Here is a 21,238-nt window from a genome sequence, read left to right on the forward strand (position 1 = left end):
AGATGCAGGAAAATTTAGTACAAAAAATCGTCGAAGAAGTATTGCAACAAGTTTTAAAAAATCAGCCTTCCTCTCAACATGACGGTAAAATCCCTGTTGGTGTATCAGCACGACATGTTCATCTTGCTCAAACGGAAGTGGAACAGCTTTTTGGTGAGGACTATCAATTAACACCTAAGTTTGAGCTTTCGCAGCCAGGACAGTTTGCTGCTGAGGAAACAGTTGTTATTGCTGGTCCAAAGGGTTCCATTGAGCGAGTGCGCATTTTAGGCCCAGCTCGTTCATTATCCCAAGTGGAAATTAGCTGGACAGACGCGATGAAATTAGGGGTTAAACCACCACTAAGAATTTCAGGAGATATAAAAGGCTCTAGCCCCGTTACACTTATTGGTCCAAAGGGTAGTGTGGTGCTAAATGAGGGACTCATTATTGCACAAGCACATATTCATATGTCACCAGCTGACAGTGCTCGGTTCCAAGTAGTGGACGGACAATCGGTACAAATTAAAGTAGAAGGTTTAAGACCGATTATTTTATCAAATGTAACGATTCGCGTTTCAGAGCGTTATCGCTTGGAGATGCATATCGATACAGATGAGGCAAATGCCGGTTTAATCCAGCAAGGTGCATTTGCGGAAATTGTCAATGCTCAAGCTAAGGGACAAATAAATGTTCAAGAACTTTCGCCAGTCGTAAGTCAGGCTGAAAAACCATTAAGCTATCAATTTGATAAGAAACTACTTTCGCAAGTAGAAGTGCTTGAAATAGAGGCGCAGGAAATTGTTGTTCCTAAAAAAACAATTGTGACAGCATTGGCGTATGACAAAATACGTGAGCTGAATAAGACGTTAACAATTCGCTCGGACTAATTATAGTCCATACGGGATAAAGAGGTGAAGTTCATGCAGATGGGAAGAGTGATAGGTAGTGTATGGGCAACACGTAAAGAAGAAGGGTTGAATGGCTTGAAATTATTAATTATTCAACCAATCGATTCCAATCAACAGCCGATTCGTACAGAATTTGTAGCAGCTGACCGTATCGGGGCAGGAATCGGAGATGATGTGCTCATTACAAGTGGTGGATCATCCCGATATATTATGAAAGAAAATCCGTTGCCTATCGATGCGGTCGTTATAGGTATTATTGATTCTACTGAAGTTATGCGAGGTGAGAATAATGAGTAGTGCAATTGGAATGATTGAGACAAAGGGATTAGTTGGTTCATATGAGGCGGCCGATGCAATGATAAAGTCTTCAGATGTAACCATTGTGAAACAGGAATTTGTTGATGGTGGCATCGTTACTGTAGTTGTCAAAGGTGATGTTGGTTCAGTTCAAGCAGCTGTAGAAGCTGGTAAAGAGGCGGCTATGCGCGTTGGAGAACTATTAGGTGCTCACGTAATTCCGAGACCAGATGAAGATGTTTTTCAAATGATTAAAGGACCAGAAGCACCAAAGAAAAAGCCAGTATCAGCTTCAACATCAACATCAACGCGTGCTAAAAAAACGACAGAAACAGCAGCTACAGAAAATCGAGGTGAGGCATAATGACATTTCGAAAAAGTAAAATCGCTGTAATCGGAGCTGGTCATACAGGTGCAACTTTAAGCTTGTTTTTGGCACAAAAAGAGCTAGGCGATGTTGTGCTGTTAGATATTCCAGAAGCAGAAAATCCAACAAAGGGAAAAGCGCTGGATTTATTACAAACAGGACCCATCGAAAAGTTTAATGTTTCTATTAAAGGAACGAGCAATTATGAGGATATAGCTGGAGCAAGTATTGTCATTATTACAGCTGGTATTCCCCGTAAACCAGGCATGAGCCGAGATGACTTAGTGACGACGAATGCAAAAATTATTCAACAAGTTTCTAGACAAATAAAACACTATGCTCCGAACAGCATAGTCCTTATATTAAGCAATCCAGTTGATGCCATGACCTATGTTTGCTATAAGGAAACAGGATTTCCTAAAAATCGTGTCATTGGTCAATCAGGTGTGTTAGATACCGCGCGTTTCAATACATTTGTAGCGCAAGAGCTGCAAATTGCACCGGAAGATGTGTCAGGATTCGTCTTAGGTGGACATGGTGACGAAATGGTCCCTTTAATTCGATATTCCTATGCTGGAGGTATCCCATTAGAAAAACTGATTCCTCAAGACAGACTACAGCAAATCGTAGAACGTACACGTAAAGGTGGCGGAGAAATTGTTGGTTTGTTAGGTAATGGTAGTGCTTATTATGCGCCAGCTGCTGCATGTGCACAGATGGTCGAAATCATCATGAAAGATCAACGTAAAATAATTCCTTCTATCGCCCTTTTAGAAGGAGAGTACGGTTACCACGAATTATTTTTAGGGGTGCCGACAATATTAGGTGGCAATGGCATTGAATCGGTCATTGAATTGCACCTTACAAATGAAGAACAAACGGCGCTCCATCAATCGGCAGAAGCCGTCAAACAAGTATTAACAATTTGTCAAAACATAGGGTAATCAGACTCTATACAACAATAAGATATGTAGGATCCCCAACTATATATTTGTTGTTATAACATTTAGCTCTTGAAAATGTTTGATTGGAAACCGAACATTGCACTTGAAAGCTAGTTAAAATTCCCCCGAATTTATATAGAATAAGAAGCTCTCTTTGATCGTGAAAACGATGAGGAGAGCTTCTTTAGTTTACTCATATTAAATATTTCTTGGGCATACGGACAAGAAACTACGAGTCGAGCCCATAGAAACAGAAGAGAGGGATAGAGCATCATAAAGGGAGGCGTTGTCGCTGGAACGTTTGAAGAAGAAGCGTCACAAAGCTACACTCCAACTATTTAGAAACATTATTTATCCTTCCTTTTTTGTAAATATGGGAATAATGATAGTAACCCTAGGGTAGCTAAACAAACGCCAATCCATAGTGGTGATATATAGCCATAGCCTTTACTAATACCAAGGCCGCCTAATGATGAACCAATAACAATACCAAGCGTAATAAAAGAACTATGTATGGTATTTATCATCGTGCCATTATTAGCTGTTTTCATCACTCTCGCCACCATAGCTGGATTCATTGCTACACCAGTAAAGCCAATAAAAATAGTAGTAATAACTGCAATATATTTATTTTCAGCGCCTAAAGCAAATAAAGACAATGCTACGATTAAAATAATCAAGCCACTCAACAGTGTTTCCATTGTATATTTATCAGCAAACTTGCCAATCACTATATTCCCAATGACTGTTGCACTACCATAGAGAGCAAGTAAATATGGAATACTTGCGCTTGAAAAGCCTGTGATATTTGTAAAGATAGGCGTGAAATAACTAAATGCTGCAAACGTACCACCTATAATAAACATACTTGTTATGTACGCTGCCCAAAGATGAATATTTTTAAAGCGCATGATCTCGTCTTTCCAGTTTAATAGTTCTTTGTTTGGCGATGATGGTAGTAACAATTGAATCATAATCCCGGAAACTAGTACGAGAATAGAAACAAACCAAAAACTCGTACGCCAGCCAAAATTTTGCGAGATAACTGTTGTTATAGGTAAGCCTAGGACTGTTGCAATCATTAAACCTGCAAGAACAATAGATGCAGCTTTTCCCCTTGAATTAGGGGGAACCAATGTTGCAGAAAAGGATATGGCAACACCAAATGCTGAAGATGAAGCAATACCGGTAATAATGCGTGAAACCATCATAATATCATAGTTCCAAGCGACTGGCCGATTAAAAATACAAACATTAAAAATAATAATGCTTGTTTACTGCGTATTCGTAGAAGGGTTGCAGTTAAAATAGGTCCTCCTACTACCATTGCTCCAGCATAAGCTGTAATTAAATACCCGATTGAAGATACAGAAACCTGAAATGCAAGAGCAAGCTCGTTCATCATACCTGCAACCATAAATTCAGATGTAGTCATACAAAAAATAGCTAAAGCTAGTAAATAAATAATCGATGGCATAAAAACACTCCTTAATTTATTATTGTAACGTTCGGTACAAAAATGATGCTAAAAAAGAGCGCACTAAGCGCCAAAAATAGATTCCAATGTTCCTTTCATAATCTGCTCAGACAACATCCGATTTTGCATCGAAACATTAAGAACACGGAACCCGTAATAACTACTTAAAAATAGACTAGCTAATTCCTCAGCTGTTTGTTTTTTTGAAATTTCGCCAGTTTGCAATCCTTCCCCCATTACTTTTTCAATAGCTTGTTTAAGAAGCTCGACATGTCGTGAGAAAATTTCTTGAACTGCTGAATCGTTTTGAGCTCGTTCCACGCCGGCATTGATTAATAAACATCCTTTTTGATCACTGTTCTCAAAGTCTTCTTTCAATGCCCATTGAAAAAAATTACTTAACCGTTCTTTAACTAGGATTGGAGCATCTAGCAATTTCATTTGTTCCCTAATCCCAGTTTCATGATAGCGTTCTAATACTTGTTGATACAGTTCATGTTTACTACCAAAAGTATTGTATAAGCTTCCTTTCCCAAGTCCAGTATCATTGCATAAATCCTGTGTAGAACAACCCACATACCCTCTTATCCAAAAAGTTTTCATGGCGACATCTACAATTGAGGAATAATCAAACTCTCGGGGTCTGCCTCGTTTATTCAAATTTATCCACCTCCCATTTACATTAATAGAATATCTTTTTTGTACTAAACGGTCAATAAAAGTTTTCAGTCAAGGAAAGTTAAAGATAAAGAGATTAAAGCATAAGTCTTGGTTGACTTTGTCCTTAGGGGAAGGTGTATAAATGAATTGTAGCAAGTAACAAATCTATAAGTGAGGTGGTTTTGTGCTATCAATTGGAGAATTCTCAAAAATATGTGGTGTCTCGACAAAAACACTTCGATATTACGATGAGATTGGATTAATTAACCCAGATGAGATTAATGCTGAAAGCGGTTATAGGTATTATTCTATCGAACAACTAAAAAGGATGCTTTATATCAACCGTTTAAAATCCTATCATTTTTCTCTTGAAGAAAATCAATTATGCCTCGGCATAATTGCGTCCGGAATCGGCTTTGTGCTTGCACAAAGAACTCCTTTCCGATTTCCGTGACATCCGCCGGAGGCTTTAACTTCTTTTAGCAGATGTTTGAACATCCGCTGAAAGAAATTAAAACTATGCTTGAATTAGAAGAGGATCAATCCAAAGAAAAGCTTTTTTCTGCGCTTAACCATAAGAGAAATGAAATGCAAGAAAGACTAAAGGCTTTTGAATATCTTGTAAAACAACTAAGTCATGATATTGCAAACTTAGAAAAAGGGGTGCCAATCATGTCGTACCTTGACGATATCGAAGTACAACTAGTTGAAACAAAGCCAATAAATATCCTTTTTAAGCGTCTAATAATGAGCAGTGATGACTATTCATCGGGATACGGTAACTATTTTAGCAAGCTATATGAAAAGATTGCGACGAAGCAGCTCACTTTACTTGGTAAGCCGATGACGATTTACCATAGCCCAGAATTTAATCCTGCTGGCAATGATACTGAGTTCGCCATTCCAATAGTTGAGTCTATCAAAGGAACGAGAGATTTGCCTGGTAGCCTTTGTGCTAAATCCGTTTTAAAGGGGGCTTATCCAGAATTAACAGCTGTCTATGCTAATTTGATGAAGTGGATTGAAAACGAGGGTTATGAACTGATATCGCCACCATATGAAATATATGTAACAGATCCACATCAAGCAAACGCCCCTGAGGATTATGTTACTGAGGTATATTTTCCTGTAAAGAAAAAATGACTAAACTACAATTTGGAGGTTCCTATGCAAACAACAATAAATTGGCACACGGTAAAGCCAGAAAGCATATATATGAACAATGAAAAGCTTTCCAAGCTAGAGCAAACGGTAAAAAGTGATTATAACAATATAAATGGCATTGTTATTATTAGAAATGGTCATTTAGCCTCTGAAAAATATTTTAATGGCAAAGGTCCTGATGATTGTCACCATGTAGCATCTGTAACCAAAAGTGTACTATCTGCACTTATAGGCATAGCTATTGATAAAGAATATATTAAAAGTGTTGAACAGAAGGTGTTAGATTTTTTTCCTGAATATATTCCTGATGCCGCTGATAAACAAAAACAGCAAATTTCTATACGTCATTTACTTTCGATGACAGTACCATATCCATTTGAGGATTGGCATGAGCCGCTAGATATTTTATGTCAGCAACAGGACTGGGTAAGGTATACACTTGATATAATGGGCCAAAATGGGGATTTAGGTGCTTTTAAATATTCTACAGCTGGAGCACATTTATTGTCGGCTATTCTTACTAAAAGTACAGGCAAGAGTGCACGAGCGTTCGCTAATGAATATTTGTTTACACCGCTTGGCATGAAAGAAATTCCTGACTATAAAATGAACGCATATGGGTTTGATGATTTATTCGGGAAAAACGTTAAGGGGTGGGTTCATGATGCAAACGGTCATTCGACAGGTGGATGGGGGCTAACATTAACTACTCGTGATATGGCACGATTTGGCTACCTCTATTTAAATAAGGGCATTTGGGATCATAAAAGGATTCTCTCAGAGACATGGATTCGTGAATCAACGGAAATGAACCATAATAATTACGGTTATTTATGGTGGCTACGACAAGAAGATGAGCTTTCTACATATTCAGCTATAGGGGATGGAGGCAATATGATTTGTTGTATACCAAAAATGAATATGGTTGTGGCAATTAGTTCAGAATTCATCATGAATCCACGAGATAGATGGCCATTAATTAAAGAGTATATAATCCCAGCGGTAATATAAATTTTATGTTGTACATAAAAGAAGATATATAAATTATCCAAATAACAACTTCTTATACCCAATCTTACAATTAAGTTTATCCTCTCTGAGTAGAATGAAAAGGTGGCAAAAGTCATTTACATTCCTAACTGGAGAGGTTTTATTATTGAACTAACAATTTAGTCATTTCTCAGGTACTTCTTTGACACTACATCTACAGATGGATAGTAGTTCAAAAAATTAATCTAAAAAAATGGACTATTTTTATTTTCTTTTAAATTATACTTTTATTAAGAATTTATTAAATAAAGAGAGGGAAAGAAATGAGTAGCTACTTGGTTATCCTTATAGTCATTATTCTTCTTATGTTAAGGGAGAAAAAAGTTAGACCAACTCGAATGTGGATAATACCGATTTTGTTAATTTGGATAACGTGTACTTCTATTTTAAGTTCAGATAAATTAACGCCGAAAAGCTTTATCTTGTATTTCATTTGTTTAATAATTGGCATAGGTATCGGGATATGGAGAGGAAAATTAGAAAAAATTCGTGTTAATCATGAAAGAGGAATCGTAACTACACAAAGCTCTGTCGCGGGAGTTATTGTATTTCTAGGCATTCTTCTTTTGCGTCTACTTGCAGCAAAATGGGGAAAAGAGCATGCTGTAATATCATTAACGAATGCTCTTATGTTTATACCGCTTGGTAGTGTATGTGCTCGTCGGTATATTATTTATATGAGATACAAACAACTTATGGGGTGGAAAAATATGGATATAAAATGTTTCTTTCGCAACACCAGATGAACTTATTGATGCAATAAGAGCCGCATACCGTGAAGAAGCAATTTTTCGCACCTCCATAGCAGCAAAGGTTATGGCCAAAGAGATTAAATCAGCGAATGAGGGCATTGAAACGAATAAAGCAAAAATAGAGATGTTTGAGATGTTCTCCGAGCGTGAGCATGAAGTTCTCCAACAAATGGCGTACGGATTAAAAAACGAAGAAATTTCCAATGTGCTTCATATTAGTGAGAGCACAGTTAAGACACATGTTCATCGTATTCTACAAAAAATTGGTGCAGAAGATCGAACGCAAGCGGTTGTATATGCTATTCGCAATAGAATAGTCTTGCTAAGCTAAGGCTGTAGATATAACAAATTAAAAACTTGAACAACTACTATTCGATAAAAAATACTATAAAGTCCATAATATACAAAATTTTCGAAAATATGATAAACTAATAGCGTGAAAAGGAGGATGAAGTATGTCTGTTCAACAATTTACTGATTATGTGAAAAAGATGCAGCACTACGGAGAAGCATTAAGTGTGATTTATTGGGACATGCGTACGGGTGCACCTAAGAAAGGGTTAGCTCAGCGTTCAGAGGTAGTTGGAACATTATCTGCCTCCTTATTTGACATGCAAACTAGTGAAGAGTTAGGGGAATTACTAACAGATCTAGAGGGGCAAAAGGCAGATCTCGATTATGTTACGCTGCGTGTAGTAGAGGAAGTACGTAAAGAGTATGATCAAAATAAAAAAATTCCGGCTGATGAATATAAGGAATTCGTTATTCTACAATCTAAAGCAGAAACAGCATGGGAAGAAGCAAAGGAAGCTAATAATTTTGCTTTATTCCTACCTTATTTAGAGGAAATTATAAGCTGGCAGAAGAAATTCATTCAATATTGGGGTATTAAAAACGGTTCTCCGTACAATACATTACTAGATTTATATGAACCTGATATGACGACTGATGTTTTAGATCAAGTTTTTGGTGAATTACGTGAAACAATCGTTTCTCTTGTGCAAAAAATCGCAGCATCACCAAATAAACCAGATACAAGCATATTATTTAAGCATTTCCCACGTGAATCTCAGCGTGCATTATCATTAGAAATATTAGCACAACTTGGCTATGATTTTGATGCAGGTCGCTTAGACGAGAGTGTCCATCCATTTATGATTGGCTTAAATCATGGAGATAATCGTATTACAACGAAATATGATGAAAACGATTTCCGCTCAGCAATTTTTGGAACAATCCATGAGTGTGGACATGCCATGTACGAACAAAATATCGATGTGAAGCTTGATGGTTTACCGTTAGCAACAGGTACATCCATGGGTATACACGAATCCCAATCTTTATTTTATGAAAATTTTGTTGGTCGAAACGAAAAGTTCTGGGAGCATAATTACGAGCGACTGCAAAAATATTCACCTGAGCAATTTGGTGGTGTAGCATTAGCCGATTTCCTACGAGCAATTAATATGGTGGAACCATCGTTTATTCGCATTGAAGCAGATGAGTTAACATATCCACTACATATTATGATTCGCTATGAAATTGAACGTGACTTATTCAATGGCGATCTTCAAGCGAAGGATCTTCCACAAGTATGGAATGATAAATACGAGGAATATTTAGGAATTCGTCCTGAGACAGATGCAAAAGGGGTACTACAAGATATGCACTGGTCAGGGGGCATGTTTGGCTATTTCCCATCCTATGCTCTAGGAATGATTTACGCTGCACAATGGAAGCATTCAATGGATAAAGATATTCCAAACTTTGATGAGCTGTTAGAAAAGGGAGAGCTTCTTCCAATTCGAGAATGGTTAACAGACAAAGTCCATCAATACGGTGCACTGAAGAAGCCATTCGAATTGCTCCATGAGGCGACAGGGGAAGGCTTAAACGCTAAATATTTAGCAAATTATTTACAAGAAAAATATACGAAGCTGTATCAGCTCTAAAGCCCAAAGCGATTTCTCTACTCTGTAATATTAAAGACAAGTAATTGTACATGATGATTTCTTACATCATAACTTGTTTATAATGTTGCACATTATATAAATATGTTATAAAAATGTACATTACTAAATTCAATTTTAGTAGTGTACATTTTTATTTTGCTTAACATTTCTACTAGGATTTAATAAAAGGGTTAACATTTACAATTACAAGAAAAAAAGTTAATATAGAACACATGTTCTTTCGGAGGTGTTAGTAATTGTATTGGTATGAGTATTGTCCAAAACATATTGAAAGCAAATATGAATTATTGGTATTTAGAGATAACCAACCGTTCCTTCCCTTGTCGGATTATTACTTTGATTGTGTAGGGAGAATCGATAAGAGTTCTGCAACTTCTTATTTGAAATGTTTACTTCCCTTTTTCAAGTGGTTAGAGGTAGAAAGTAATTATCAAGGGCAACGAGTGGAATGGAATGATTCAGAGGAAAAGATACGAGTAGTTGTTGAGGAATATTTGAGGCATGAAATGAAGTGTAAGGTTCGTGATAAAGATTCGTTTCGTTTGGTAAGTTTAACAAATAAAAGCCCAAACACAATTAGCCGTTTTTTATCAGCGTTAAAATCCTTTTATAAGTCTATGATTCATTTAAAACAATATACATATAGCAATCCATTAAAGGATAGTCAAGCTATCTTGCATAATTATAAAGAAGAATTAAAAGGTGTTCGAGATGGCAAACCAAGAATGCCTTCGGTGTCAGGAACAGAAGAACCTACCATTCACCGAAGATTAACAGATTCCTATTTTAAAATCATCAATGAAGAATGGCAGCCACACATTATTGATGATATAGATTTACCTTATCAGGTATATCAAGCAGGAAAAAAATAAATTGGTCACAACGTGAAATGATTATAGCTCGCATGTTATTTGAAACAGGAGCAAGGGCATCAGAAGTTATAGAGTTAACTGTTGGGGATTACCGAGAGCGTAAAAGTCATCAAGAAGTCAACACATTTAACAAAGGTAGTTATGGTAAAAAGATAAAGTTTCTACGCTTTAGTAAAGATACGGTCAAACGATTATTTCACTATATAGACACCGAGCGAAAATCGTTTGATAAAAACCATTTCGATTTTCATCAATTACCAGACGATGCTCCAATTTTTTTATCAGTAAATGGAACAGCTTTAACTTATCAAGCTTGGTACTATCACTGGAATCGAGCAATGACAGCAAACAAATTAAGTTTAAATCCACATAAAGTAAGACATTGGTTTGTCACTTCACGATTGCGAGAAATTCATAATATTTCAAACAGTGAAGCTGAAATTGAACAACGTAAAAATGAATTGGTTAAATATATGAAATGGAAAAATCCTGACACAATGAAGGCTTATGAACATCATTTTGATGAAGCGAAACATCGGGAAGCACACGACCGAATGCTTGAGAATATGGCGAAAGAAGAGAAAGAATACGAAAAACAGCGTAAAACTTCGAAGAAATCAAAGCCCAAACTACAAGTTATCGAAACAATAAATCAAGAAATATTTGATCCAGATTTACAAGAATTATTTGAAGGGTTGGAATAAAATTGAATGATATGACTCAGGAATTACCATCAACAGAATATTACGAAAAATGGATTGGGAAAATGGATGCAAAATTAATGTGTCTACAAAACAGCAGAGGTGAATTTTTAATCGACAATGTTGAAGAACGAAATATTAAATATCTTAATAATAATGGTAAATAGATTGATAGCAGTTGAACAATATGTTGCAGAAAATCAGAAGCGATGGGTTGCTAATCATTTTGAGGAGTTTAAATAGAAAGTTAATTGAGATACCAAAATAGCCTTGTTAGATTGTTTTAACAAGGCTACCTTTACTTTTTTGTTCAACTAAAGCACCCTGTTAGTTTAAGTACAATGTTTCACAAATTGATAACTTCCTTGGAATTTAATACAACAAAAAGGTTCTAAAACCAAAGCCTTTTTAGTTAAATTTACCTTTTAAATCCACCCTCTGAATGAATAATCTGACCTGTAATCCAATCTGCTTCATCGCTCACTAGAAATTTAATAGTTTTTGCAACATCTCTTGGTTTTCCTATTCTACCGAAAGGAAACATCGGTTTTAATTCACTTTTTATTTCTTCTGTCATCCAACCTGTATCAGTTGGACCTGGATTTAATGCATTAACCGTTATTCCTAAAGGGGCTAGTTCAGCCGACAACGTAATAGTTAAAGCATCAACTGCTCCTTTTGTTGTTGCATATGCTAATTCGCCAGGCATTGGTCCTTGAAACTGACCTGAAGTAATATTGACTATTCTTCCACCTGATTTCTTATCAAACATTTGAGCAAATCTACTACTTAATAGTGTCGTTGCACGCACATTTACCATGTAATGTTTATCTAATTCTTCGGCAGTTAAATTAGAAAAATCGTTGTTGGTTGAGTATGCTGCGTTATTAATCAAGATATCAGGACTACCAAGTTGTTCAGAAACTTTATTTATAAGTTGTTCAGGTGCATCATGTTGAGTTAAATCCAACTCCATAAATGATACCTTAATACCTTTTTTTATTAATTCTTCTTTTAATTTAACGGGTTCATCTAATTCAATGCTCCAAGGCATTTTTTTATCATATTCCGTCCAATAAGTAAAAAATATATGATAACCCGAATCAGCTAACTCCTTACAAATAGCTGCTCCTATCCCTTTCAGACGGCTTACACCCGTAACAATCGCAACTTTCCCTTTTAATTGGTCCATTATCATCTCTCCCATACCTAATATTACTTTACCATGATTGACCAAATTACTTATTGAGCTAAACTGCTCCGTTAGCCATCCATGTAGCGCAAAAACCAGCGCTACACCACAGAAAATGAAAGATGATTAAGTTCTTTCATGGGAGTTGAACAAGAAGTTTAGTTTCTAAATAAAGCGATATTTACGTGAAAATTGCGTGATAACCAAAATACTCGTTAACCCAACAACGAGATACCATATTATATTAAAAGGAACTATGTACATTAATACACCAAATAAAATAGCTGTTAAAAAGCTAACTGTAATTGATTGTACATTCGTAATTTTATCTTGAATTAAATAATATAAAGTGAATGGTAGTGCTAAAGTAAATAACGGAATATAAATTGTTACAATAGATGATTTAATGAGGGATATTGAAAGCACGGCTATTATGAAACCTATTGACGTAGTAAGCGTTCTTCCCACAAATACTTTACCAGTAAAATAGCCGTATAGCAGAATAAACATAAGCGTTAAACTGGAACAAATCCCCGTTATTAAAACAAATGGATGACCTATGACGAAAGCTGCTATTGAGAAAAAAACTAAAGAAACGAATGGCAACAGCAATATTGAAGGATTTTGCACTTTTTCTATATTCATTACATTTGTAAAACTTACAAGAAGTAATAAAGTAAATGGAACCGTCAAATATCCTAATTCAAAGTTATTACCTAGACTAATATGATTAACCTCGAGGTTTCCGACCATTATGATTACAAGTGACGCACTGATTTGACCAAGCATCCCCCAAATGCTTGATAATTTAAAAGCTTGAGTAAGCTTATCCGTAATTACAATTGAAACGACACCAATAAATAAAGCTAAATATAACAAATTCTCCACTCCCAAAGTAATTCTTTAGAAATACTCAAAGTTAAATATTCTAATTCTAAATTATACAGTATATGTAAAAATACACAAATACTATGGTAGTGCTTATTGAACTAAACTGCTTCGTTAGTTTAATAAGGTATAATTTAACATCTTAATTGTACTACACTTTAATTTCGCAAATATATCTAAATTTACTTTTAATCACAAATAAAAGCTGAACCAATAAAAAATTAGTTCAGCTTGAAAATAACTATTTATAATGTTGCACATTTCATAAAGAATACTGATGTAACAAGTGCATTACTTTAACTCTTGACTTTTAATAAAAGTAACAGAGAAATCGCTTTTCTAAAAGCAAAATGGTCAAGAAAATTACTATGAATGTTGTGTCGCTTTCAATGAATGTGATTTTTGTTCCAGGCTACTCGCTTTCGCTCAGGCAAAACCCTGTTCCTGCAAAATTTTAGCTATAAGTGTGGGTCTTATGCAAGTGAATTGTTTACACTTGGGACGTGGACAGAGGCACTTTAGCGCTTTTGTTCTTCTTTAGTAGCGTTGCATAAATGTCGATATCATAAGTTGTAGTAGTTATCTGGGAATTATCACGTCTGGGCAATGGCTTAAACGGAAGGATCACCACGTAGGCAGTTTGTGTCCATTTAGTATTTCCATCCATATCAAGTTCGGCGTTCCGGTAATCGAATAAGCAAACGAGGATGCATTTAATGATATTCCTGTCCTTAATTATAGGAAGAATAGGGGTAATTCAATTTAATTTATAGTATAATGATTATTTCAATAATTCGATGGAAAAGAGGGAACGGATGCCTACTATACTGGTTGCTGACGACGACGCGAACATTCGCGAACTCGTCTGTTTATTTCTACGCAACGACGGATTCGCTACAGTCGAAGCCGCGGACGGCAAGGAAGCACTGGCCATCTACACATCAACGCAAGTCGATCTTGTCGTGCTTGACATTATGATGCCGATTATGGATGGTTGGACGTTATGCAAGGAGCTCCGAAGGGCCAATCCTGATCTTCCGTTACTTATGCTGACTGCAAGGGGCGAAACATGGGAAAAAGTGAAAGGATTTGAACTTGGAGCGGATGATTATTTGACTAAACCATTCGATCCGTTGGAGTTGTCGGTTCGTGTTAAGGCACTATTGAAACGATTCCGAATTGGCTCCACGCAGAAAATCCAGTTCGGCAACGTCATCCTTGATCGACAGACCTATAAGGTGATGAGGGGGACGGAGTCGCTCACGTTACCGCTCAAGGAGTTCGAATTACTTTATAAGCTCGCCGGAACACCCGGGCAAGTCTATACGCGAGTGCAGTTGATCGATCAAATTTGGGGGATTGATTACGCTGGAGATGATCGAACGATAGACGTACATATTAAACGCTTGCGCGAACGATTCGCGACTACAGCCGATTTTCGTATCGAAACGGTACGTGGGCTTGGTTACCGCCTTGAGGTGCACGAATGATCAAATCTTTATATACACGCGTAGTCCTGATATTTCTAGTCTCCGTAATCGGGGGCACGATCATTGCTTTTTTTGTAGCAACTTGGGTATTTGAAGATAAATTAAACGAGAACCTGCAAATCCCCTTACTTAACTTTGGTCAGGACATCGCCCGGATTTATGAGACATTACCGTTAAGTGAAGCGAACACATTCGTAAGTGGAATGAATCAGCTCAAATCCTATCATATTCGAATTTATGAAGAAACGGGTCAGTTCCAGTCTTACGGAGCGCTTAACGGAGACAAACCTGCCACTGTGACGATGGAACAGGTGACAAAAGTACTGGGTGGGGAAATTGTTCAAGTCAATCCGAGTGGTGTTTCTACTGTTCTCTTAGGGATGCCGTTGACAACTGAAATGGGAACGAAAGCGATGTTTGTAGAACCGATCTCCCTCCCTTCCACCTCTTTTGTAATAAAGTGGATTTTGAACTTTTCAACCTATTCGTTGATAGCAGGAAGCCTATTGATTCTGGTTGCTGCCATGTTCCTAGTCAAACCAATCAAAAAGCTGACAAAAGCGACTAGACATATAGCAGGTGGAGATTTTAACGTTAAACTGAATATTAAGCAAAAGGGTGAGCTAGGTACTTTAGCTCGCAGCTTCGAAGAAATGATGCACGATCTACAGCAACTTGAGCAGATGCGTAGGGATTTCGTATCGAATGTGTCGCATGAAGTTCAGTCGCCGCTTACCTCGATATCAGGTTATGCTTTAGCGCTCAAGCAAGTAAACCTCGCAGATAACGAGCGGAGCCGTTATCTCGATATTATCATTGCTGAAGCAGATCGGATGTCCAAGATGAGTGATAGCCTGCTAAAGCTGAGTTTGCTTGAATCGCAGTCACAGCAACTGCGGCTGGTCACGTTCAGCCTTGATGAACAGATCAGACGAGTCATCGTCGCTATCCAGCCGCAATGGTCGGCTCGCAACATCCGTTTCGAGCTCAATTTGAACGCTGTTCGCCTAATGGCTGATCATGATCAATTAAACCAGGTATGGACGAACATAATCGGCAATAGTATCAAATTTTCCAAAGATGGCGGAGTTATTAACATTAGCATCAAACAAGATATCAAAAATGTGACAGTCCGAGTATCTGACACTGGCATTGGTATTTCCTTAGAGGATCAGAAGCGTATATTCGAGCGGTTTTTTAAGGCTGATCGTTCCCATAGTCGTAAGTATGATGGCAGTGGTATGGGACTCGCCATCGTTAAACAGATCGTATCGCTTCATCAAGGCGACATCCGAGTGGAAAGCGAGCCTGGCCGAGGAACGACTGTCATTGTCACGTTGCCAATCACAACACCAACAGAGTAATTAGATTCATGTTGTACATTCGAATTATTTAAACGTCCTCCTAATTCCCATGTGACGCCGTAACTTTTTTTGTTTGTTCATATTCCGTTCATATTGTTGTCATAGGGAGTACATCTTCGTCCTATAAGCTATCCTTAATGGCCCATATAAGATGTCTAGTAAATAGATAAGAAAAGGAGAAGATGAGAGTGAAACTAAAAGAAGAGGTAATGAAAATGAGGATGGGTAAACCACTTATCTTTATACTTAAAGCAATAGGAGTTATAGCTATTGCAATAGTACTTTTTCTGGTCATTGTTTTTATTGTTAATATTGTCTGTAACAAATCGGAGCAAGAAAAAATAGAAACTTATGGTCAGTCTGTAACAGTAGACGGAAAAAATATGAATGTGTTAATTCAAGGAGAAGGCGAAGAAACCATCGTGCTCCTACCTGGCTATGGAACAGCGGCACCAGCACTTGATTTTAAGCTGCTCATCGATGAATTATCTCCATTTTACAAAGTTGTCGCGATTGAGCCTTTCGGATATGGATTAAGTGATGAAACCGATAAAGAACGAAGTACTGAGAATATTGTCAGTGAAATGCATGAAGCTTTACAGCAGCTTAATATTGACCATTTTACGCTAATGGGCCACTCCATTGCAGGTATCTACGGCCTTGATTATGTCAACAAATATCCAAACGAAGTGAGTGCATTTGTAGGCATTGATACTAGTGTTTCTACACAAGGCGGTATGGATGTCAAATTTCCATTAAAAACATTCGCGTTTCTCGAAAAATCAGGTCTTTTGAGATTAATCAAGAAAGTAGGTACAGACCCCTATGCTGAACTAGTATTTGATGATCAAGCCAAAGAGCAAATGAAAATGATTTCAAATAAAAACTCGTATAATGCCACTACCTTGAATGAGATGGAACATATTTCTTCTAATTTTAAAAAGGCTCAAAATTTAACATTCCCTAAAGATCTTCCGCTTCTTTTATATGTACAAGCAAATAATACGGACAGGGAAAATTGGGTATCACTGCATGAAGAGCAAGCTAAAGAGTCAATGCTTGGAAAAGTAATAACATTGGATGGATCACATTATTTACACCATAGCAAATTCAAAGAAATCGCTGAAAACTTTAGAGAATTTATGAAAGAATTAAAGTGAGTGCGAGAAAGGTCCCTGATATTATCCCGCATTAGTGATATAAAGACCGCCCTTTAGGACGGTTTTTTCACTTTTTATTTATCAAAGCGAACCCGTTCGAAATTCATATTGCCTACCGTAGCATTTTTTTCTTGTTCATACTCTGTTCATATTGTTGTCATAGGGGGTACATCTTCGTTATATAAGCTGTTCTTAACGGTTTGTGAAGGTAGCCGGAATACACTGATGTGGATAGAAGATACGAATAGAGAATGAAAGGGAGGGGAGGCACGAGTACAGGTAGAAAACGAGCTACAATTGCCGCTCTACACCACTCGTGCAAAAATAATGAAAAAAGCGTTTAACATTATAGTTAAATTATTAGGAGTTTTAGCTATAGCAATAGTACTTTTTCTAGCTATTGTTTTTATAGTGAATAAGGTTAGCAACAAATCGGAACAAAGAAAAATAGAATATTATGGTCAGTCTGTAACAGTAGACGGAAAAAATATGAATGTGTTAATTCAAGGAGAAGGCGAAGAAACCGTCGTGCTCCTACCTGGTTATGGAACAGCGGCTCCAGCACTTGATTTTGAGCCGTTAGTGAAAGAGTTGTCTCCTTATTACAAGGTCATCGTGATCGAGCCTTTTGGTTATGGACTAAGTGATGTAACGGACAAGGAACGAATCCTAGAGAATATGGTAAATGAAATTCATGAAGCATTGCAGAGTCTAAACATTGACCGATATATTCTAATGGGTCACTCCATTTCAGGCATTTACGGTCTGGATTATGTGAACAAATATGAAAACGAAGTAAGTGCATTTGTCGGGATCGATAGCAGTGTTCCAACACAGGGTGATACAGATGATCCATTCCCATCAGGAACATATAAACTACTCAAAAACTCAGGTTTCTTCCGATTGTTAATGAAACTGAGCCCTGATCAATTGGTTGCACCAACCGTAGATGATGAAACAAGAGAACAAATCAGAATCCTCACGCTCAAAAACATGTTTAATCCGAACATCCTAAGTGAAGGCGAACATTTTAGCCCTAATTTTAAAGCTGCTGAAAACTTGACCTTCCCCAAGAATCTTCCTGTTATTTTCTATTTACAAGCGAATGATACCGAAACGGAAGGATGGATACCACTGCATGAAGAGCAAGTCAAAGATTCTGTACATGGAAAAGTGATAACATTTGAAGGAGGACATTATTTACACCATACCAGATCAAAGGAAATCGTTGAAAACTTCAGAGAATTTATGAAAGAAGTAAAGTGAATGTACTGAGTAAGGTCTATCCATGATTTTATCCCGCATTAACGGTCAGTAAGACGCCCACCTCAAGTGGAAAGATGAGAACGAGTCAACGAGGTCTAAGAAGCCCACGCCCCCAGGAAAACGCCCAGTCGGAACGGAAATCAACCCCTCGTTTTGCCGAAAAGCTATACTTTATTATGACACCTTAATTACATTTTTTTTCAGCAAAGTAAAAAGCGATTTCTCAGCTAGAGAAATCGCTTTTTTATGAAGATGCAAAACATTGTTACCAAAGCTTATAGCCTTTAGAGCCAGGAGGAGAATTAGAAATAATATCGATAATTGGAATAGTATAAGCAAATAAAATTAATGCTACTAAAATAACTAGCCATACTTTAAAGTTTTCTAAGATAGCTGGTGTCGTACCACCATTTTCATGTGCTTCACCAACTGGGAATTCCTCTTCGCCTTTTGGTGCAAACCATGCTAATTTCACCACAATATAAAGTATGATTATGATAGCGATGAACAGGATTGTGCCACCAACAGCTTGAGCGATTTGATAAGGAATCCAATCATAAGCTTGTTGAGCACCGCCATACTCAGAGTAATCGGATCGACGAGGTGCACCGATCAGACCAGCGATATGCATAGCGGAAGACATAATTGTCATACCAATAGCCCATAAAATAGCTGCAAAATTACCAAGATTGTTTAAAGATTTAGTCAGTGTGCGACCTGTTAAATGTGGAATTAACCAGAATGCCGCACTGAAATAAGTTAATACGACTGTTGTTGCAATTGTTAAATGGAAATGTCCTGTAACCCAAATGGTATTATGAATTAATTGGTTCATCTGGTAAGAAGCATTGATGATACCGCCTGCGCCACCAGGAATAAATACTACCATACCGATAAATGGCACGAAGAAACGAGCATCTTTCCATGGTAATTTTTTAAACCAGCCGTAAAGACCTTTCCCACCTAATTCACGACCACGTAATTCAAACATTGCAAACATCGAGAAGGCAGTCATTAAGGATGGTACGATTACGGCAAATGTTAAAACAACTTGTATGAATTTCCATGTACCATCAATACCGGGCTCTGTTAATTGGTGATGGATCCCAACTGGTACAGAAAAAATTAAGAACAGCATAAACGACAGTCTTGCTAAAGAATCAGAGAAAATTTTTCCTCCAATAACCTTCGGAATAATGACATACCAAACCATGTATGCTGGTAATAACCAGAAGTACACAAGAGCATGACCGAAATACCAGAACAATGTACGGGATAGTGCTACATCAACACGTTCGATAAAGCCTAAGGACCATGGAAGTAGCTGGAATAGAACAGAAACAGCTACACCTAGAGTTGCTACGAACCACATTAAATTATTGACAACAACCATAAATGACAGTAATGGGCTTCGTTGTCCGCTACCTTTGTTTTCTTTACGCCACTGTGCATATCGTAAAATTTGACCTGCGCCGCCAACCCAAGAACCAACAACGACTAATGTAAGGCCTAAATAGAATATCCAGTGAGCTTTCAGTGGAGCATAGAACGTATATAAAACAGATGCTTCGTTCAGTAGAACCATTACTGCAGCAGCTGCTGTACCAACAGTCATTAACCAGAAGCCAATCCAGCCAAGGCGACGTTGACCATCTGAAAAAGTCCCTGACGTACGACTAACACTGGCAATTTGGAAACCGAAAATAAAGAATGTTGTTAAAATAAGACCGAGTAAAATACCATGTACAGTTAAAACTTGATAGTAACCAATGCCTGCTGGTAATGTAAATTGACCAGAACGAACGAAAACTTGTAATAAACCTGCAAGACCCCCTAATAATAATGCGATGAATGCCACGTAAATATGTGCCATTGCTAGCTTCGCATCACGACGATCCACTTTTGTCAAATTATTATTTAGACTCATTTGGATCCACCACCTTTAGCATAGAGTGCATCATCGTATGTCCTGTACCACAGTACTCATTACATACGATTAAAAACTCTCCTACTTTATTTACTTCTGTCACATATTCAGAAATGTAACCAGGTTCAAGCATCATATTAATATTTGTACCTGCAACTTCAAAACCGTGCATAACATCCGCACTTGTTGCGATAAATTTCACCTTAGCTCCTAGTGGAACTTCAATTTCTGGTGGATTGTAATTAAATGCTGATGCTAAAACAACCACTTCATAGTCCCAATCCTTACCTTCTACTTTATGAACACCAGGATTATCGAAGGGAGGAAATTCATTTACTTTCTCATAATCTAGTGTTTTTTTACCATTGTTCGGATGTGAGCCTTGATGGAATGCACCGATGCCTAGAATGATAAGGAATGCTACTAAAGTAGCAACTCCGAACACAAGCCAATATTTCTCATACTTATGTAAGTGCATATGTCTCTGTCCTTTCTTAGTAGAATCAATTATGCCTCGGCATAATTGCGTCCGGAATCGGCTTTGTGCTTGCACAAAGAACTCCTTTCCGATTCCGTGTCATCCGCCGGAGGCTTTAATTTCTTTCAGTGGAAACCCGCTGAAAGAAGTTAAAAACGATTGATGAACAAATCGAAGCAGTACGCCCAAAGTAAGATAATGATGATTCCTACTCCAAATACTGCATAGAGTGAACCTTTTAAATTTTCATCTGACTTTTTTTTATTTGCCATTTTTGCTCCTCCTACGCTTTTATTGTGTCTTTCTTATTGTCATGATATATAAAT

Annotated in this window: 20 protein-coding genes and 4 pseudogenes; 17 read left to right on the forward strand and 7 right to left on the reverse strand. The window is 37.3% G+C overall.

The genetic code is table 11. The features are described 5' to 3' along the window. Positions 1-2: 2 nt before the first annotated feature. The 4 genes from ABH968_RS07955 to mdh are packed head-to-tail and all read left to right on the forward strand — an operon-like array spanning position 3 to position 2,498. Positions 3-869, forward strand: coding sequence for a phosphate propanoyltransferase (locus ABH968_RS07955; RefSeq protein ID WP_370043490.1), 867 nt, complete (start codon positions 3-5; stop codon positions 867-869). A gap of 33 nt (positions 870-902) precedes the next feature. Further along, positions 903-1,187 (forward strand): EutN/CcmL family microcompartment protein, encoded by a 285-nt coding sequence (locus ABH968_RS07960; RefSeq protein WP_370043491.1) that lies wholly within the window; start codon positions 903-905, stop codon positions 1,185-1,187. Continuing rightward, the gene (locus ABH968_RS07965) at positions 1,180-1,551 is read left to right on the forward strand and encodes a BMC domain-containing protein (protein WP_370043492.1); all 372 of its coding nucleotides are present in this window, start codon (positions 1,180-1,182) and stop codon (positions 1,549-1,551) included. The genes ABH968_RS07960 and ABH968_RS07965 overlap by 8 nt, the downstream gene beginning before the upstream one ends. Further along, positions 1,551-2,498 carry a malate dehydrogenase gene (gene mdh / locus ABH968_RS07970; protein WP_370043493.1) on the forward strand — a complete coding sequence of 316 codons (948 nt, stop codon included), beginning with the start codon at positions 1,551-1,553 and terminating at the stop codon, positions 2,496-2,498. Before ABH968_RS07965 ends, mdh begins: the two co-directional genes overlap by 1 nt. A 347-nt stretch (positions 2,499-2,845) precedes the next feature. Here mdh and ABH968_RS07975 read toward each other — a convergent pair. Next, a pseudogene (locus ABH968_RS07975) lies at positions 2,846-3,975 on the reverse strand (MFS transporter). A 63-nt stretch (positions 3,976-4,038) separates the two neighbouring features. After that, positions 4,039-4,635, reverse strand: a complete 597-nt coding sequence (locus ABH968_RS07980; protein ID WP_370043494.1) for a TetR/AcrR family transcriptional regulator — start codon at positions 4,633-4,635, stop codon at positions 4,039-4,041. Between the two features lie 184 nt (positions 4,636-4,819). Here ABH968_RS07980 and ABH968_RS07985 point away from each other — a divergent pair. The 9 genes and pseudogenes from ABH968_RS07985 to ABH968_RS08025 form a co-directional block, all read left to right on the forward strand. After that, a pseudogene (locus tag ABH968_RS07985) lies at positions 4,820-5,008 on the forward strand (MerR family transcriptional regulator); the annotation flags it as partial. A gap of 134 nt (positions 5,009-5,142) precedes the next feature. Further along, positions 5,143-5,778 (forward strand): annotated as a pseudogene (locus tag ABH968_RS07990) (GyrI-like domain-containing protein); the annotation flags it as partial. A gap of 24 nt (positions 5,779-5,802) precedes the next feature. Continuing rightward, the gene (locus ABH968_RS07995) at positions 5,803-6,810 is read left to right on the forward strand and encodes a serine hydrolase domain-containing protein (RefSeq protein ID WP_370043495.1); all 1,008 of its coding nucleotides are present in this window, start codon (positions 5,803-5,805) and stop codon (positions 6,808-6,810) included. Positions 6,811-7,112: 302 nt separating this feature from the next. After that, positions 7,113-7,595, forward strand: coding sequence for a CcdC protein domain-containing protein (locus ABH968_RS08000; protein ID WP_370043496.1), 483 nt, complete (start codon positions 7,113-7,115; stop codon positions 7,593-7,595). After that, positions 7,588-7,932 (forward strand): annotated as a pseudogene (locus ABH968_RS08005) (LuxR C-terminal-related transcriptional regulator); the annotation flags it as partial. The gene ABH968_RS08000 and the pseudogene ABH968_RS08005, both read left to right, overlap by 8 nt. Before the next feature lie 124 nt (positions 7,933-8,056). Beyond that, on the forward strand, positions 8,057-9,553 hold the full coding sequence (locus ABH968_RS08010; protein WP_370043497.1) for a carboxypeptidase M32: 1,497 nt from the start codon (positions 8,057-8,059) through the stop codon (positions 9,551-9,553). Positions 9,554-9,810: 257 nt separating this feature from the next. Beyond that, positions 9,811-10,446, forward strand: coding sequence for a hypothetical protein (locus ABH968_RS08015; RefSeq protein WP_370043498.1), 636 nt, complete (start codon positions 9,811-9,813; stop codon positions 10,444-10,446). A 17-nt stretch (positions 10,447-10,463) separates the two neighbouring features. Then, positions 10,464-11,150 carry a tyrosine-type recombinase/integrase gene (locus ABH968_RS08020; RefSeq protein WP_370043499.1) on the forward strand — a complete coding sequence of 229 codons (687 nt, stop codon included), beginning with the start codon at positions 10,464-10,466 and terminating at the stop codon, positions 11,148-11,150. A gap of 2 nt (positions 11,151-11,152) precedes the next feature. Further along, positions 11,153-11,314, forward strand: coding sequence for a hypothetical protein (locus tag ABH968_RS08025; RefSeq protein WP_370043500.1), 162 nt, complete (start codon positions 11,153-11,155; stop codon positions 11,312-11,314). Positions 11,315-11,565: 251 nt separating this feature from the next. Here ABH968_RS08025 and ABH968_RS08030 read toward each other — a convergent pair whose 3' ends face one another. After that, complete coding sequence (locus ABH968_RS08030; RefSeq protein WP_370043501.1) at positions 11,566-12,339, reverse strand: SDR family oxidoreductase; 774 nt, start codon at positions 12,337-12,339, stop codon at positions 11,566-11,568. Positions 12,340-12,504: 165 nt separating this feature from the next. Next, the gene (locus ABH968_RS08035) at positions 12,505-13,227 is read right to left on the reverse strand and encodes an MraY family glycosyltransferase (RefSeq protein ID WP_370043502.1); all 723 of its coding nucleotides are present in this window, start codon (positions 13,225-13,227) and stop codon (positions 12,505-12,507) included. A gap of 815 nt (positions 13,228-14,042) precedes the next feature. On the opposite strand from ABH968_RS08035, the gene ABH968_RS08040 reads away from it, so the two are divergent. The 4 genes from ABH968_RS08040 to ABH968_RS08055 all read left to right on the forward strand — a co-directional run bounded on the left by ABH968_RS08040 (position 14,043) and on the right by ABH968_RS08055 (position 18,507). Further along, complete coding sequence (locus ABH968_RS08040) at positions 14,043-14,717, forward strand: response regulator transcription factor (RefSeq protein ID WP_049666553.1); 675 nt, start codon at positions 14,043-14,045, stop codon at positions 14,715-14,717. Then, complete coding sequence (locus tag ABH968_RS08045; RefSeq protein WP_370043504.1) at positions 14,714-16,081, forward strand: sensor histidine kinase; 1,368 nt, start codon at positions 14,714-14,716, stop codon at positions 16,079-16,081. The genes ABH968_RS08040 and ABH968_RS08045 overlap by 4 nt, the downstream gene beginning before the upstream one ends. A 209-nt stretch (positions 16,082-16,290) precedes the next feature. Further along, on the forward strand, positions 16,291-17,241 hold the full coding sequence (locus ABH968_RS08050) for an alpha/beta hydrolase (RefSeq protein WP_370043660.1): 951 nt from the start codon (positions 16,291-16,293) through the stop codon (positions 17,239-17,241). Positions 17,242-17,568: 327 nt separating this feature from the next. After that, positions 17,569-18,507, forward strand: a complete 939-nt coding sequence (locus tag ABH968_RS08055) for an alpha/beta hydrolase (RefSeq protein WP_370043505.1) — start codon at positions 17,569-17,571, stop codon at positions 18,505-18,507. A 265-nt stretch (positions 18,508-18,772) separates the two neighbouring features. Here ABH968_RS08055 and ABH968_RS08060 read toward each other — a convergent pair whose 3' ends face one another. The 3 genes from ABH968_RS08060 to ABH968_RS08070 all read right to left on the reverse strand — a co-directional run bounded on the left by ABH968_RS08060 (position 18,773) and on the right by ABH968_RS08070 (position 21,184). Then, positions 18,773-20,434 (reverse strand): b(o/a)3-type cytochrome-c oxidase subunit 1, encoded by a 1,662-nt coding sequence (locus ABH968_RS08060; protein ID WP_370043507.1) that lies wholly within the window; start codon positions 20,432-20,434, stop codon positions 18,773-18,775. Further along, a complete protein-coding gene (locus tag ABH968_RS08065) occupies positions 20,421-20,912 on the reverse strand; it encodes a cupredoxin domain-containing protein (protein ID WP_370043508.1) in 492 nt (163 codons plus the stop codon). Before ABH968_RS08065 ends, ABH968_RS08060 begins: the two co-directional genes overlap by 14 nt. Before the next feature lie 149 nt (positions 20,913-21,061). Further along, positions 21,062-21,184, reverse strand: a complete 123-nt coding sequence (locus tag ABH968_RS08070; RefSeq protein ID WP_255349996.1) for a hypothetical protein — start codon at positions 21,182-21,184, stop codon at positions 21,062-21,064. Between the last annotated feature and the right edge of the window lie 54 nt (positions 21,185-21,238).

The sequence above is a fragment of the Lysinibacillus sp. RC79 genome, assembly GCF_041262405.1.
Lineage (GTDB): Bacteria > Bacillota > Bacilli > Bacillales_A > Planococcaceae > Lysinibacillus.

Coding starts and splice junctions, on each gene's coding strand:
- ABH968_RS08045 (WP_370043504.1), top strand. CDS start 14,714: ATGATCAAATCTTTATATACACGCGTAGTCCTGATATTTCTAGTCTCC.
- ABH968_RS08050 (WP_370043660.1), top strand. CDS start 16,291: ATGAAAATGAGGATGGGTAAACCACTTATCTTTATACTTAAAGCAATA.
- ABH968_RS07960 (WP_370043491.1), top strand. CDS start 903: ATGCAGATGGGAAGAGTGATAGGTAGTGTATGGGCAACACGTAAAGAA.
- ABH968_RS07995 (WP_370043495.1), top strand. CDS start 5,803: ATGCAAACAACAATAAATTGGCACACGGTAAAGCCAGAAAGCATATAT.
- ABH968_RS07965 (WP_370043492.1), top strand. CDS start 1,180: ATGAGTAGTGCAATTGGAATGATTGAGACAAAGGGATTAGTTGGTTCA.
- ABH968_RS08055 (WP_370043505.1), top strand. CDS start 17,569: ATGAAAAAAGCGTTTAACATTATAGTTAAATTATTAGGAGTTTTAGCT.
- ABH968_RS08070 (WP_255349996.1), bottom strand. CDS start 21,184: ATGGCAAATAAAAAAAAGTCAGATGAAAATTTAAAAGGTTCACTCTAT.
- ABH968_RS08065 (WP_370043508.1), bottom strand. CDS start 20,912: ATGCACTTACATAAGTATGAGAAATATTGGCTTGTGTTCGGAGTTGCT.
- mdh (WP_370043493.1), top strand. CDS start 1,551: ATGACATTTCGAAAAAGTAAAATCGCTGTAATCGGAGCTGGTCATACA.
- ABH968_RS07955 (WP_370043490.1), top strand. CDS start 3: ATGCAGGAAAATTTAGTACAAAAAATCGTCGAAGAAGTATTGCAACAA.
- ABH968_RS08020 (WP_370043499.1), top strand. CDS start 10,464: ATGATTATAGCTCGCATGTTATTTGAAACAGGAGCAAGGGCATCAGAA.
- ABH968_RS08010 (WP_370043497.1), top strand. CDS start 8,057: ATGTCTGTTCAACAATTTACTGATTATGTGAAAAAGATGCAGCACTAC.
- ABH968_RS08060 (WP_370043507.1), bottom strand. CDS start 20,434: ATGAGTCTAAATAATAATTTGACAAAAGTGGATCGTCGTGATGCGAAG.
- ABH968_RS08030 (WP_370043501.1), bottom strand. CDS start 12,339: ATGGACCAATTAAAAGGGAAAGTTGCGATTGTTACGGGTGTAAGCCGT.
- ABH968_RS08040 (WP_049666553.1), top strand. CDS start 14,043: ATGCCTACTATACTGGTTGCTGACGACGACGCGAACATTCGCGAACTC.
- ABH968_RS08000 (WP_370043496.1), top strand. CDS start 7,113: ATGAGTAGCTACTTGGTTATCCTTATAGTCATTATTCTTCTTATGTTA.